This is a genomic window from Phenylobacterium sp. (genome assembly GCF_044372605.1).
Taxonomy (GTDB): domain Bacteria; phylum Pseudomonadota; class Alphaproteobacteria; order Caulobacterales; family Caulobacteraceae; genus Phenylobacterium.
Genome location: NZ_JBILRO010000006.1, coordinates 1 through 12,743 on the forward strand (window position 1 = coordinate 1; position 12,743 = coordinate 12,743).

A 12,743-nucleotide genomic window follows, 5' to 3' on the forward strand; every position below is an offset into this window, starting at 1 on the left:
TGGCGAGGCGTACGTTCTGGCCACGGCGACCGATCGCCAGGGATAGTTGCTCATCCGGCACGACCACTTCGACGCGCTCGTCTTCCTCGTCCATCACCACCTTGGAGACCTCGGCGGGGGCCAGGGCGTTGACGATGAAGGTGGCCTCGTCCTGGCTCCACTGGATGATGTCGATCTTCTCGCCCTGCAGTTCGGCCACCACCGCCTGCACGCGGCTGCCGCGCATGCCGACGCAGGCGCCGACAGGGTCGATGGATGAGTCGTTAGAGATCACCGCCATCTTGGCGCGGCTGCCCGGATCGCGAGCCACGGCGCGGATCTCGATGACGCCGTCGTAGACCTCGGGCACTTCCTGGGCGAACAGCTTGGCCATGAAGCCGCCGTGGGCGCGGCTGAGCAGGATCTGCGGGCCCTTGGTCTCGCGGCGGACGTCATAGATGTAGCAACGCACGCGGTCGCCGATATTGAAGTTCTCGCGCGGGATCGATTGGTCGCGGCGCATGATGCCCTCGCCCCGGCCGAGGTCGACCACGACGTTGCCGTATTCGACGCGCTTGACGGCGCCGCTGACGATCTCGCCGACGCGGTCCTTGTATTCCTCGAACTGGCGCTCGCGCTCGGCGTCGCGGACCTTGCCCATCACCACCTGGCGGGCCATCTGGGTCTGCACCCGGCCGAACTCGAAGGGCGGAAGGATTTCGTCGTAGGTATCGCCGATCTTGGCGGTCTTCTCGCGGCGCAGCGCGTCGGCCAGGCGCATGATGCCGGGCGGCTCCTCGAAGGGCAGCTCGGCGCCGTCTTCATCCACTCCGCCGCCGAACACCGCGTCGTCCGCGACCACCGTGATCACCCGCTTGATGGTGGTCTCGCCGGTCTTGGGATCGATGTGGACCCGGATGTCGTGCTCGGCACCATAGCGCGAGCGGGCGCCCTTCTGGATCGCTTCCTCGATCGCCTCGATGACGATTTCCTTGTCGATCGATTTCTCGCGGGCCACGGCCTCGGCGATCTGCAGGAGTTCAAGCCGGTTGGCGGAGATGCCGGTGAGGCTCATGGGATTTCCTTCTTACTCGGTCGTCTGTTGTTGTTCGGACATCTGGCCTTCTGCAGCCAGGCGGGCCGCGCGAATGTCGGCGCCCCGCTTCATCAATGCGTCGGTCAGGACCAGCTTGGCCTCGACGATCCAGGCGAAGGGGACCAGCACGGTCTCGTCCTCGCCCTCGAGGTCCAGCGCCACCTGATCACCTTCGATACCGGCCAGATCGCCTCGAAAGCGCTTTCGGCCCTCGGCCAGGCGGTCCAGCTCGATCTTCGCCTCATGGCCCTCGAAGGTGGCGAAATCGGCCAGCCGGGTCAGCGGCCGGTCCACGCCGGGCGACGAGACCTCCAGGGTGTATTCGCCGCTGATCGGATCAGCCGCGTCCATGATTTCGGAAATCGCCCGCGACAGCCGCGCGCAGTCCTCCACCACCATGTCGCCATCCGACTGCCGCTCGGCCATGATCTGCAACCGGCGCGTTTCGGCACCGCCCATCAGGCGCAGGCGCACGATGGCGTAACCGGCTGCCTCGGCCACGGGGTCGAGCAGTTCCAGCAGGTTCAGATCTTCAGCGGTCTTCCCACGCACGGGAACCCAAGCCTCCGGCAAAGAAAAGAGCGGCCGGGCCGGAGCCCGCCGCTCGTAGGCACCTTACAGCGCAAACGGACGATGTTGATAGGTTTATAGCGGGCGAATGCGGGTTTGTCAGCCCCTATGGATCAGCTGACCTGAAGGATGGTGACGCCTGGGCCCGAGCTGACGGCGCGCCGCCGAGCTTCAGGTCCCCCGTTCGGCCACGCCCAGCGCGATCTCGTGGTTCAGCGCCCTGATCGCAGCCGCCGGGCCGTCAGCATAGGCCCAGACCCCCGCCGATATGGCAGCGAAATCGGCGCCGGCGCGGGCGATGCTGCGGACAGTCTCCACCGTGATCCCGCCGATGGCCACACAGGGGATCACCATGTCGGCCTGCCAGCCGGCCAACAGATCCAGGTCGGCGCGGGTCGGGGCATCCTTGGTGGTGGTCGGGAAGAAGGCGCCGAATGCCACATAGTCTGCGCCGCCCTCGGCCGCCTCCATGGCGAGGTGCAGGCTGTCATGGCATGTGACGCCGATCATGGCCTCCGCGCCCATGATCTTTCGCGCTTCAGCCAGGCTGGCGTCGGACTGGCCCACATGCACGCCGTCGCAGCTCATGCGGGCGGCGAGGTCGGGGCGGTCATTGAGGATCACGGCGACGCCCCGGGCCTGGGCGATGGGCGCCAGCGCATCCACCGCGGCGCAGACGATCTCGTCGGCCACGTCCTTGAGGCGGATCTGCAGGGCGGCCACGTCGCCGGCGTCCAGCGTTTGCGCCAGGAAATGTCCGAACGCGGCCAGATCGTCGAGGCGCGGCGGGGTGATCAGGTAGAGGCGACAGAGGGGCAGGGCCATGGACCCTTCATACACAGACACGAGCCCGGCGGCAGGGGTCTGGCACCGATATTGCGGCAAGATGAGAATGACTTGCAAACGCGTTCGCAAGTGTCTAGATTTGAACCGTCAGCCAGGAGCGATCCGCGCGCCATGTATGTCTGCAACTGCAACGGTATCCGTGAACGTCAGGTCCGCGCGGCGATCGCCGCCGGCGCGACAAAGCCCGCGCAGATCTTCAAGGCCTGTGACAGCGCCGCCCAGTGCGCCCGCTGTGTCTGCGACATGCGCAGGATGCTGGATGAATCGCGCGAGACGATGCGTTTCGCGGCGGAATAGTCGCTCCGCCCCACCTTTTTCAGCGACCGCAAATCACTTGCAAACATAGGCTTTGACTTCGCGCGCCGACGTGGCCGAGGGTCCGCGCGAACCACGATCAGGAAAGACAGGCGATGCAAGGCGACAAGGCGATCATCCGGCTGCTCAACGCCGTACTGACCAATGAGCTGACGGCGATCAACCAGTACTTCCTGCACGCCCGCATGTACGAGAACTGGGGGTTCGCGCGCCTCGGCAAGATTACCTACGAGGAATCGATCGGCGAGATGAAGCACGCCGACAAGCTGATCCACCGCATCCTGTTCCTGGATGGCCTGCCCAACCTGCAGGACCTGCACAAGCTGCACATCGGTGAAACGGTGGGTGAGTGCCTGACAGCCGATCTGGCGGTCGAGACGGGCGGCCGGGCCACTCTGATCGAGGGCGTGAAGCTGACCGAACAGTCCGCCGATTTCGTCTCGCGCGAGTTGCTCCAGACCATTCTGAGCGACACAGAACATCACATCGACTTCCTCGAGACCCAGCTGTCGCTGCTGAAAAGCCTGGGCGAGGCCAATTATCTGCAAAGCGCCATGGGCGAGCTGCCTGCAGGGTAGCCAAGGGGGCCAGCTTCACCCTACCGTCCCTCCGGCGAAAATCGGGGGAGACGGGAATGGCGGTCGAGAGCGGATCTGAGGCGGCGGCAAAGCCGGATTCCCACGTCAAGGTGGTGGCCGGCGCCTCGGTCGGCACCATCTTCGAGTGGTACGACTTCTTCCTCTACGGCTCGCTGGCCAGCTTCATCACCCATCACTTCTTTGCCGGGGTGAACGAGACCACCGGCTATATCTTCGCCCTTCTGGCCTTTGCGGCCGGGTTTGCGGTGCGGCCGCTGGGCGCACTTGTGTTCGGCCCGCTGGGCGATCTGTGGGGTCGCAAGAACACTTTCCTGGTCACCATGCTGCTGATGGGCGCCTCGACGTTCGCGGTTGGTCTGTTGCCCAGCTACGACGAGATCGGGGTGCTGGCTCCGATCCTGCTGATTATCCTTCGGCTGCTGCAGGGCCTGGCCCTGGGCGGCGAGTACGGCGGTGCGGCGATCTATGTGGCCGAGCACTCTCCGCCCGGCAAACGCGGGCTCTACACCAGCTGGATCCAGACCACGGCTACGACCGGCCTGTTCATGAGCCTCGCGGTGATCCTGCTGGTCCGGACCATGATCGGCGAGGAGGCGTTCAAGGAATGGGGCTGGCGCGTGCCGTTCCTGGTGTCGATCCTGCTACTGGGCGTCTCGCTCTGGATCCGGATGCAGCTCAACGAAAGCCCGGTGTTCCAGAAGATGGTCGACGAGGGCAAAGGCTCGAAGCGGCCGCTGGCGGAAAGCTTTACCGAGTGGCCGAACCTGAAGCTGGTGCTGCAGGCGCTGTTCGGCCTGGCCGCCGGCAATGCCGTGGTCTGGTATGCGGGCCAGTTCTACGCCCTGTTCTTCCTGGAGAAGATGCTGAAGGTCGACGGCGCCCTGACCAACACCCTGGTGGCGATCGCCCTGCTGCTAGCGACCCCCTTCTTCGTCATCTTCGGCTGGCTGTCGGACAAGATCGGCCGCAAGCCGGTGATCCTGGCCGGCTTCGCCCTGGCGGTCTTCACCTATATGCCAATCTTCCAGGCGCTGACGGTGGCGGCCAATCCCGAGCTGGCGGCGGCCACCGCGCGAGCGCCGGTCGTGGTGGTCGCTGACCCTGCGACCTGTCACTTCCAGTTCGATCCGGTAGGCAAGCAGACGTTTTCGACGGGCTGCGACGTGGCCAAGGGCGCGCTGTCCAGCGCCGGGGTTTCCTATGGCAACGAGGCCGCGCCGGCCGGCGCCGCGGCGGTGATCCGCATCGGCGGAAAAGTGTTCGCGAGCCTGGAAGGCTCTGATCTGCCGACAGCCGAGTTCAAAACCGCCAAGGACGCCTGGACCAAGGCCTTCGCCGCCGAGCTCAAGGCGGCGGGCTATCCGCTCAAGGCTGATCCTGCCAAGGTCGACAAGCCGCGCGTGGTGTTCCTGCTCTGGGTGCTGGTGATCTATGCGACCCTGGTCTACGGACCCTATGCGGCGGCGCTGGTCGAGATGTTCCCGGCCCGCATCCGCTACACCTCGATGTCCCTGCCCTACCATATCGGCAACGGCTGGTTCGGCGGCTTCCTGCCCACCACGGCCTTCGCCATGGTGGCCGCCACCGGCAACATCTACTACGGCCTCTGGTACCCGATCGTGGTCGCTGCGGCGTCGACCGTGATCGGCTTCTTCTGGGTCAAGGAGATGCGGGGAAACCGAATCGAGGCTTGAACAACGGGTGCCCCATACCCACCACTGTCGTCCCGGTTTTGGCGCAGCCAAAGACCGTGACCCATAGACTCCGTGCGCCCCATCACGCCCAATCCGTTCGCCCAGGCAACCTCGGCATGATCCGGTGCATATGGGTCCCGGTCTTCGCGTACCGCGAAACCGGGATGACAGTGTTGGGAGGATCTGGGAGTACCTACTCCGCCGCCGCCCGGGTGATGCCGATCTTCGGCGCCAGTTCGCCGCCGGCATAGCGCTTGGCCATGGCCGACAGCGGAATCGCCTTGATGCTGGCGGCGTGGCCAGCCGTCCCGAACTCCTCGAAGCGCTGGATGCAGACCTTGCGCATGGCTTCCTTGGCGGGCTTCAGATAGCTGCGCGGGTCGAACTCGCCGGGCTTCTCTGCGAACACCTTCCGGATCGCCGCGGTAATGGCCATGCGGTTGTCGGTGTCGATGTTGATCTTGCGCACGCCATGCTTGATGCCGCGCTGGATCTCTTCCACCGGCACGCCCCAGGTCTGCGGCATCTCGCCGCCATACTGATTGATCAGGTCCTGCAGGTCCTGCGGCACCGACGATGATCCATGCATCACCAGATGGGTATTGGGCAGGCGACGGTGGATTTCCTCGATCACGTTCATGGCCAGCACATCGCCGTCGGGCTTGCGGGTGAACTTGTAGGCGCCGTGGCTGGTGCCCATGGCAATGGCCAGAGCGTCGACCTGGGTGGCCTTCACGAAGTCGACCGCCTGGTCGGGATCGGTGAGGAGCTGGCTATGGTCGAGCTTGCCCTCAAATCCGTGGCCGTCTTCCTTTTCGCCCATGCCGGTCTCGAGGCTGCCCAGGACGCCGAGCTCGCCTTCCACCGAGGCGCCCACCCAGTGGGCCATGTCCACGACATTGCGCGTGACCCTGACGTTGTAGTCGTAGTCGGCGGGCGTCTTGCCGTCGCCCATCAGCGACCCATCCATCATGACGCTGGTGAAGCCGTACTGGATGGCGGTGGCGCAGGTGGCTTCGTTGTTGCCGTGGTCCTGGTGCATGCAGATCGGGATATGGGGATACATCTCCGCCATGGCGTCGATCAGGTACTTCAGAACGATGTCGTTGGCGTAGGAGCGCGCGCCGCGACTGGCCTGCATGATCACCGGGCTGTCGGTGGCCTCGGCAGCCTCCATGATCGCCAGCGCCTGCTCCATATTGTTGATGTTGAACGCCGGCACGCCATAGCCGTGCTCGGCGGCATGATCGAGAAGCTGTCGAAGCGTAATACGAGCCATGGCCCCTTACCTGTTTCCTATTGGTTCAATGCTGCCACGCCGGGCAGCACCTTGCCTTCCATCCATTCAAGAAACGCGCCGCCAGCGGTAGAGACGAAGGTGAAGTCGTCAGAGACGCCAGCCGCGTTCAAAGCCGCGACGGTATCACCACCGCCGGCCACCGCCACCAGCTTTCCAGCCTTCGCCAGCTTGGCGGCATGGCGCGCGGCTTCCATGGTGCCTTTGTCGAAAGGCGGCATCTCGAACACGCCAAGCGGACCGTTCCAGATCAGGGTCTTTGAATTGCTCATTGCCCGGCAGAGACGTTCGACCGTTTCGGGGCCAGCGTCGAGGATGCGCTCCTCATCGTCGACGTGGCCGATATCGCGTACGCGGGCCGGTGCGCCCGGTGCCAGCCGTTCGGCCACCACAATGTCGATGGGCAGGAAGAGCTTGCAGTTGTTCTGGCCCGCCAGCCGAATGATGTCGCGGGCGGTATCGGCCAGCTCCTTCTCGCAATAGGAGGCACCGACGTCGTGGCCCTGGGCATAGAGGAAGGTGTTGGCCATGCCGCCGCCGATGGCCAGCTTGTCCAGCCTGGTGACGAGGTTGCGCAGCAGATCCAGCTTGGTGGAAACCTTTGACCCGCCGACGATGCCCAGCACGGGCCGCTCGGGATGGCCGAGCGCCGCGTTGAGGGCGTTCAGCTCCAGCCGCATCTGCTCGCCGGCATAGGCGGGCAGGCGTTTGGCGAGCGCCTCCGTCGAGGCGTGGGCCCGGTGGGCGGCCGAGAAGGCGTCATTGACATAGAGATCGCCGTTGGCGGCCAGGGCGTCGGCGAATTCGCGGTCGTTGGCTTCCTCTCCGGCGTGGAAGCGCACGTTTTCCAGCAGCAGCACCTCGCCCGGCTGCATGGCGTTCACGGCTTCACGCGCATGCTGGCCGATGCAGTTGTCGGCGAAGGCGACGGGCACGCCCAGCACCTTTGCCAGCGGCGCCACGATGGGCCGGAGGCTCATGGACGGCACGACCTTGCCCTTGGGCCGGTCGAAGTGGGCGATCAGGATCACCTTGGCCCCGCCGGCGCGGAGCTTGTCGACCGTCGGCTTGGCGGCGCGCAGACGCGTGTCGTCGCTGACGAGGCCATCCTCCATCGGCACATTGAAGTCCACCCGCACCAGAGCGCGACGGCCCTGGAGGTCAGCGTCGTCGAGGGTGCGGAAAGCCATTTGATCGGTCTCTAGAAAAACTTGGCCACGGCCAGCGCGGTGTCCGCCATCCGGGTCGAGAAGCCCCACTCGTTGTCGTACCAGCTCAGCACGCGTCCGAGGCCGCCGTCGATCACCTGGGTCTGCGGCAGGGCCACGGTCGAGGAGGCTGCGTCGTGGTTCAGGTCGATGGAGACCAGTGGATCGTTGGTCACCGCCAGCACGCCCTTGAGCGGACCCGAGGCCGCCGCGGCGCTCATGGCGTCGTTGATTTCCTTGGCCGTCACAGCCCGGCCGGGCACGAAGGTGAGATCGACCACCGAGACGTTGGGCGTCGGCACGCGGATGGACGAACCGTCCAGCTTGCCCGCCAGCGCCGGGATCACCAGCCCCAAGGCCTTGGCGGCGCCGGTGGAGGTGGGGATCATCGACATGGCGGCGGCGCGGCCGCGGTAAAGGTCCTTGTGCATCGTATCCAGCGTCGGCTGGTCGCCGGTGTAGGAGTGGACGGTAGTCATGTAGCCGCGCTCGATGCCGCACAGGTCCTGCAGGACCTTGGCCACCGGGGCCAGGCAGTTGGTGGTGCACGAGGCGTTGGAGATCACGGTGTCGGCGGCGGTGAGCGTGTCGTGGTTGACGCCGAAGACGATGGTCTTGTCGACGCCCTCGCCGGGCGCCGAGATGATGACGCGCTTTGCGCCGGCTGCCAGGTGGGCGGCGGCCTTGTCTCGGGCCGTGAACAGGCCGGTGCACTCCAGCGCGATGTCGACGTTCAGCGCCTTGTGCGGCAGATCCTTCGGATCGCGGATCGCCGTCACCTTGATCGGGCCATAGCCCACGTCAATGGTGTCGCCCTCGACGGTGACTGTGCCGGGGAACCGGCCATGAACGCTGTCATAGCGTAGCAGATGGGCGTTGGTCTCGACCGGGCCCAGATCGTTGATCGCCACAACCTGAATGTCGGTACGGCCGTGTTCGACGATCGAACGCAGGACCAGGCGGCCGATGCGGCCAAATCCGTTGATGGCGACGCGAACGGTCATGGGGCGGAGCTCCTCGGGGTCAGGTTGTGGCGCGGTTTCTTCAGGCCGGGGGTCGGTGAGTCAACCCCTCGAGGGCGTTCCTAACGTCAAGGTGCTTCCAATTCTCTGCCGGTGTGACCCCGGCTACGCGAGCGGGTTCAGCCGAGGAGCGAGTCGGCCGCCAATCTGGCGATGAGGGGTTCGGCCTCGCGGGGGTGGCGAAGGCGATGCTTCGAGACGGCGGCAAGCCGGGGCTCGGCGAACAGGGCTTCATATTGCAGGCGGCGACGGTTGTAGGTGTCCCAGGCCCAGCGGATGGGATGCTCCTTGCTCAGCCAGCGCCGGAAGTCCTCGCGGTTACCAGTTCCCGGCCACAGCTCCTGCTGGCCGACTGCGCTGGATCACCCGGCGCATCACCACGGCCCGCGAGTAGTCCAGCCAGATCAGGTGGGTGGCGCGAGGCAGGATGCGCGTCATGGCTTCGCGATAGTTGCCGTCGGTCACCCAGCGCTCGCCCGCGATGGCGGCTTCGACCCGGCGCACGAAGTCCTCGAGGTCTGTCTTCGACCGATCCACCCAGCCGGGCGCCCAATTGAGCGCATCCAGTTCAACGCGCGCCAGGTCGCAGGCCCCGCTCAGCCGATGGCCGAACGTGGATTTACCCGAACCGGAACTGCCGATGACGACGACGCGCACAGGATCACTCAGCCCTCGTCCCCGCCGATCTCGGCAAGGATCTCGTCGGTATGTTCGCCCAGCATCGGGGGGTGGCGACGGATGTTGCTGGGTGACTTGGAGAACTTCACCGGCGGCTTGATCTGGCGGTAGGCGCCGACCTGCGGGTGGTCATAGGTCTCGAAGAAGCCGACGGCGTTCAGGTGCGGGTCGTGGTCCAGGTCGTCCAGGGTGTTGGTCTTCACCACCGGGATCGACAGGGGCTTGAGGATATCCAGCCACTCCTGGGTGGTCTTGGTGGCCGCGGCCGTCTCGATCATGCCGTAGAGCTCGACGGTGTGTTTGGCGCGGGTGGCGTAGTCGGCGAAGCGCGGGTCGGTTTTGACGGCCTCGCCAACACCGGCGGCGTCGAAGAACTGGTCCCACTGCTTGTCGGTGTAGGGCAGCAGGCCGATGTAGCCGTCCTTGGTGGCGAAGGGCTTGCGATTGGGGTTGATCACCCGCTGATAGCCCCACTGACCGGTCGGCGGCTGGAAGGTGTGATCGTAGAGATGTTCGACCAGCAGGAAGCTGGTGACGCACTCCAGCATCGGCACCTCGACGAACTGGCCCTCGCCGGTGCGCGCCTTGTGCAGCAGGGCGGCGGTGACGGCCTGGGAGAAGAACAGGCCCGAGACCTTGTCGGCCACCAGCGTCGGCAGGATACGCGGGATCGGATTGCCATCGGTGCGCGGCAGGATGTCGGCCATACCCGAGGCGGACTGGATCAGGTCGTCATAGGCCGGCTCGCCCGCATAGGGGCCGTCCGAGCCATAACCGGCGGCGTGGACATAGATGATGTCGGGCTTGATGGCGGCCACGTCCTCGTAGCTGAGGCCCAGCCGGGTCATGCCGTCGTAGCGGACCGAGGTGGTCAGCACGTCGCAACTGCGGATCAACCTGGCCAGCGCCTTCTTGCCCGGCTCGGACTTCATGTTGATGAGGATCGATCGCTTGTTGCGGTTGATGGTCAAGAAGATGGGCCCCATGCCCCGCGGCGCGCCCTCGGGCAGGTGGCCGGCCCAACGCATGATATCGCCGCCATCACCGCGACCGGATCCGGGATCCTCGACCTTGATAACGTCGGCGCCCTGGTCGGCGAGGATCTGGGTGCCGTATGCGCCGTTGACCACGCTGGTCAGGTCCAGGATGCGGATGCCCGACAGCGGTCCCGTTGGTTTGTCGGCAAGTGTCCGGGTTGTCGCCACGTCATGCCTCCCCTGTTGTCGTCGCGTCGCTATAAGGGTTCTCTACAACAACAAATGACGCGTTAGGGGAAGCCAGTGGACTTCGAACTCGCCGAAGAGCATCGCATGCTCAAGGACCTGGTGCAGAAGTTCGTCCGCGACGAGCTGATGCCGCTGGAAGCCGCCGTGATGGCCAGCGAGGCCGAGGGCCGGGGGCTGACCATCGGCGCCGCCGAACACGCCCGCCTCGACGCCCGCGCCCACGAACTCGGCCTGTTCGGGCTGGATGCACCAGAGGATGTGGGCGGTTCGGACCTGCCGATGCTGGCCATGGTCGGCGTCGAGGAGGAGATGGGGCGCTGCATGACGCCCTACACGCTCCCGCCAGACAGCCCGAACCTGCGGATGCTGATGGCCACGGTGAACGATCGTCAGCGCGACGCCTATCTGGCGCCCTATGTGGCGGGCAAGATCAGTTCCGCGATCGGGATTTCCGAGCCGGGTGCAGGCTCTGACCCCGCCGGGATGACCACATACGCTGTCCGCGACGGCGACGACTGGGTGATCAACGGCCGGAAAATCTGGATCACACGCGCCGCAGAGTCCGACTTCACCATCCTGATGGCGGTCACCGACAAGGTGAAGGGCGCGCGGGGCGGGATGTCGGCGTTTCTGGTGGATCGCGACACGCCGGGCTTCAACATCCTGCGCCGCATTCCGATGCTGGGCGGACAGTACAGCTACGAGATCGCCCTGGAGGACTGCCGGGTCGAGGGCTGGAAGCTGCTGGGTCAGGAAGGGTCCGGGTTTGCACCGATGCAGGTGCGGCTTGGCACCCGGCGGATCCAGATGGCGGCATGGTCGGTCGGCATGGCCCAGCGCGCGCTGGACATGGTGATCGAATATGCGCCGCAGCGGAAAACCTTCGGCCTGCCGCTGTCGGAACGTCAGGCGATCCAGTTCTGGGTGGCGGAAGCGGCGACCAAGATCCATGCCGCCCGCCTGATGACCTACGACTGCGCCTGGAAGCAGGACAATGGCCGCGATGTGCGTTCCGAGATCAGCATGATCAAATGGTTCGCCACCGAGATGGCCTATGAAACCGTGGACCGCGCCATGCAGGCGTTCGGCGCCATGGGCATGACCAAGGAGCTGCCCCTGCAACTGATGCAGGCAAAGCTCCGGACCATGAGAATCTATGACGGCCCCACCGAAGTGCATAAGTGGGTGGTGGCGAGAAACCTGTTGGGGACGAGACGATGAAGAGCACCTGGGGCGAGAACGTAACGGTCGCGATCGTGGGCCATGTGGCGGTGGTGACCTTCAGCCGCCCGCCGAACAACCACGTCTCCGTCGAGATGATGAGCGACCTTGCCGACTGCATGGAGGCGGTCGACGCCGGCCGCCAGGCGCGGGCCATCGTGCTGCAGGCCGACGGCAAGAACTTCTGCGCCGGGGCCGATTTCACCACGCCGGGCGATAGCGTGGCCGGCGGAATGGACGGGATTTCGGCGCTCTATGAACAGGCCGTGCGGCTGTTCTCCATCGAGACCACCATCGTGGCGGCCGTTCAGGGCGCGGCGGTGGGCGCGGGGCTGGGACTGGCCATGGTGGCGGATTTCCGCGTGGCGTCTCCGGACGCCAAGTTCGCCGCCAACTTCGTCAAGCTGGGCTTTCACCCCGGCTTTGGCCTCACACACACCCTGCCGCGGGTGATCGGGGCGCACCGGGCCTCGCTGATGTTCCTCAGTGGTCGGCGGGTGAAGGCCGACGAGGGCAAGCCCTGGGGTCTGGTGGACGAGGTGGTGCCGCTGGAAGATCTGCGCGAAGGCGCACTGCAACTGGCAGCGGAAATTGCGGACAATGCGCCCCTGGCCTTGCTGGCCACACGCCGGACCATGCGCGGGGAGCTGGCGGCGGCGGTTCGCGAGCGGACCGGCCACGAGCACATCCAGCAGACAGCTCTGCGGGCGACGGATGATTTTGCCGAGGGCGTGAAGTCGGTGGCCGAGCGTCGCAGCGGAGACTTCGCCTGGCGATAGGTCTCCAGGGAATAGAACCCGACGTCTTGCTCCGGCTGGACGCCCGCGCGATCAACGCATCGAACGGCCGCTTTCCGCTGCGGAATTTGGGACCGCTTTCGACTCAAATCGGTCGTTCAGGAGCCCGGTTTCCGGTGGCCGCCGCGCCTGCGTCCGCTCGCCGCCCGGGCGTCGACCCGGCATATTGTGGGTCCAAGCACATCTGGCGTTTCT

At 65.6% G+C, this 12,743-nt stretch carries 13 protein-coding genes; 5 read left to right on the top strand and 8 right to left on the bottom strand.

The window, feature by feature from the left end; all coding sequences use genetic code 11:
• From nusA to thiE, 3 genes are all read right to left on the bottom strand, one after another.
• Positions 1 to 1,054: transcription termination factor NusA (gene nusA, locus ACIQ42_RS01165; RefSeq protein ID WP_397420397.1), on the bottom strand; the 1,054-nt coding region annotated here is incomplete at its 3' end.
• Between the two features lie 12 nt (positions 1,055 to 1,066).
• Complete coding sequence (gene rimP / locus ACIQ42_RS01170; protein WP_397402492.1) at positions 1,067 to 1,627, bottom strand: ribosome maturation factor RimP; 561 nt, start codon at positions 1,625 to 1,627, stop codon at positions 1,067 to 1,069.
• Positions 1,628 to 1,816: 189 nt separating this feature from the next.
• The gene (gene thiE / locus ACIQ42_RS01175) at positions 1,817 to 2,470 is read right to left on the bottom strand and encodes a thiamine phosphate synthase (protein WP_397420398.1); all 654 of its coding nucleotides are present in this window, start codon (positions 2,468 to 2,470) and stop codon (positions 1,817 to 1,819) included.
• Between the two features lie 132 nt (positions 2,471 to 2,602).
• On the opposite strand from thiE, the gene ACIQ42_RS01180 reads away from it, so the two are divergent.
• From ACIQ42_RS01180 to ACIQ42_RS01190, 3 genes are all read left to right on the top strand, one after another.
• Positions 2,603 to 2,788: a bacterioferritin-associated ferredoxin gene (locus tag ACIQ42_RS01180; protein ID WP_397402498.1), complete on the top strand. Its 186-nt coding sequence runs from the start codon at positions 2,603 to 2,605 to the stop codon at positions 2,786 to 2,788.
• A 113-nt stretch (positions 2,789 to 2,901) separates the two neighbouring features.
• Complete coding sequence (gene bfr, locus ACIQ42_RS01185; RefSeq protein ID WP_397420399.1) at positions 2,902 to 3,384, top strand: bacterioferritin; 483 nt, start codon at positions 2,902 to 2,904, stop codon at positions 3,382 to 3,384.
• A 56-nt stretch (positions 3,385 to 3,440) separates the two neighbouring features.
• Positions 3,441 to 5,099 (top strand): MFS transporter, encoded by a 1,659-nt coding sequence (locus ACIQ42_RS01190; protein ID WP_397420400.1) that lies wholly within the window; start codon positions 3,441 to 3,443, stop codon positions 5,097 to 5,099.
• A 193-nt stretch (positions 5,100 to 5,292) separates the two neighbouring features.
• On the opposite strand, the gene fba is transcribed toward ACIQ42_RS01190, so the two are convergent.
• From fba to ACIQ42_RS01215, 5 genes are all read right to left on the bottom strand, one after another.
• Positions 5,293 to 6,378 (bottom strand): class II fructose-bisphosphate aldolase, encoded by a 1,086-nt coding sequence (fba, locus tag ACIQ42_RS01195; protein WP_397420401.1) that lies wholly within the window; start codon positions 6,376 to 6,378, stop codon positions 5,293 to 5,295.
• 17 nt (positions 6,379 to 6,395) lie between these two features.
• Positions 6,396 to 7,586 (bottom strand): phosphoglycerate kinase, encoded by a 1,191-nt coding sequence (locus ACIQ42_RS01200; protein ID WP_397420402.1) that lies wholly within the window; start codon positions 7,584 to 7,586, stop codon positions 6,396 to 6,398.
• A gap of 11 nt (positions 7,587 to 7,597) precedes the next feature.
• Entirely contained in the window at positions 7,598 to 8,608 is a 1,011-nt protein-coding gene (gene gap, locus ACIQ42_RS01205) for a type I glyceraldehyde-3-phosphate dehydrogenase (RefSeq protein WP_397420403.1), read from the bottom strand.
• A gap of 336 nt (positions 8,609 to 8,944) precedes the next feature.
• Entirely contained in the window at positions 8,945 to 9,283 is a 339-nt protein-coding gene (locus tag ACIQ42_RS01210; protein WP_397420404.1) for a hypothetical protein, read from the bottom strand.
• Positions 9,284 to 9,291: 8 nt separating this feature from the next.
• Positions 9,292 to 10,509, bottom strand: a complete 1,218-nt coding sequence (locus tag ACIQ42_RS01215) for a CaiB/BaiF CoA transferase family protein (RefSeq protein WP_397420405.1) — start codon at positions 10,507 to 10,509, stop codon at positions 9,292 to 9,294.
• Positions 10,510 to 10,584: 75 nt separating this feature from the next.
• On the opposite strand from ACIQ42_RS01215, the gene ACIQ42_RS01220 reads away from it, so the two are divergent.
• Positions 10,585 to 11,751 (top strand): acyl-CoA dehydrogenase family protein, encoded by a 1,167-nt coding sequence (locus ACIQ42_RS01220; RefSeq protein ID WP_397404536.1) that lies wholly within the window; start codon positions 10,585 to 10,587, stop codon positions 11,749 to 11,751.
• Positions 11,748 to 12,530 carry an enoyl-CoA hydratase/isomerase family protein gene (locus tag ACIQ42_RS01225; RefSeq protein WP_397420406.1) on the top strand — a complete coding sequence of 261 codons (783 nt, stop codon included), beginning with the start codon at positions 11,748 to 11,750 and terminating at the stop codon, positions 12,528 to 12,530. Before ACIQ42_RS01220 ends, ACIQ42_RS01225 begins: the two co-directional genes overlap by 4 nt.
• Positions 12,531 to 12,743 lie beyond the last annotated feature (213 nt).

What these genes read in the sequence shown, in the direction of transcription:
- ACIQ42_RS01200 (WP_397420402.1), bottom strand. Translation starts at nt 7,586, where the DNA reads ATGGCTTTCCGCACCCTCGACGACGCTGACCTCCAGGGCCGTCGCGCT.
- ACIQ42_RS01225 (WP_397420406.1), top strand. Translation starts at nt 11,748, where the DNA reads ATGAAGAGCACCTGGGGCGAGAACGTAACGGTCGCGATCGTGGGCCAT.
- thiE (WP_397420398.1), bottom strand. Translation starts at nt 2,470, where the DNA reads ATGGCCCTGCCCCTCTGTCGCCTCTACCTGATCACCCCGCCGCGCCTC.
- ACIQ42_RS01180 (WP_397402498.1), top strand. Translation starts at nt 2,603, where the DNA reads ATGTATGTCTGCAACTGCAACGGTATCCGTGAACGTCAGGTCCGCGCG.
- ACIQ42_RS01190 (WP_397420400.1), top strand. Translation starts at nt 3,441, where the DNA reads ATGGCGGTCGAGAGCGGATCTGAGGCGGCGGCAAAGCCGGATTCCCAC.
- fba (WP_397420401.1), bottom strand. Translation starts at nt 6,378, where the DNA reads ATGGCTCGTATTACGCTTCGACAGCTTCTCGATCATGCCGCCGAGCAC.
- bfr (WP_397420399.1), top strand. Translation starts at nt 2,902, where the DNA reads ATGCAAGGCGACAAGGCGATCATCCGGCTGCTCAACGCCGTACTGACC.
- gap (WP_397420403.1), bottom strand. Translation starts at nt 8,608, where the DNA reads ATGACCGTTCGCGTCGCCATCAACGGATTTGGCCGCATCGGCCGCCTG.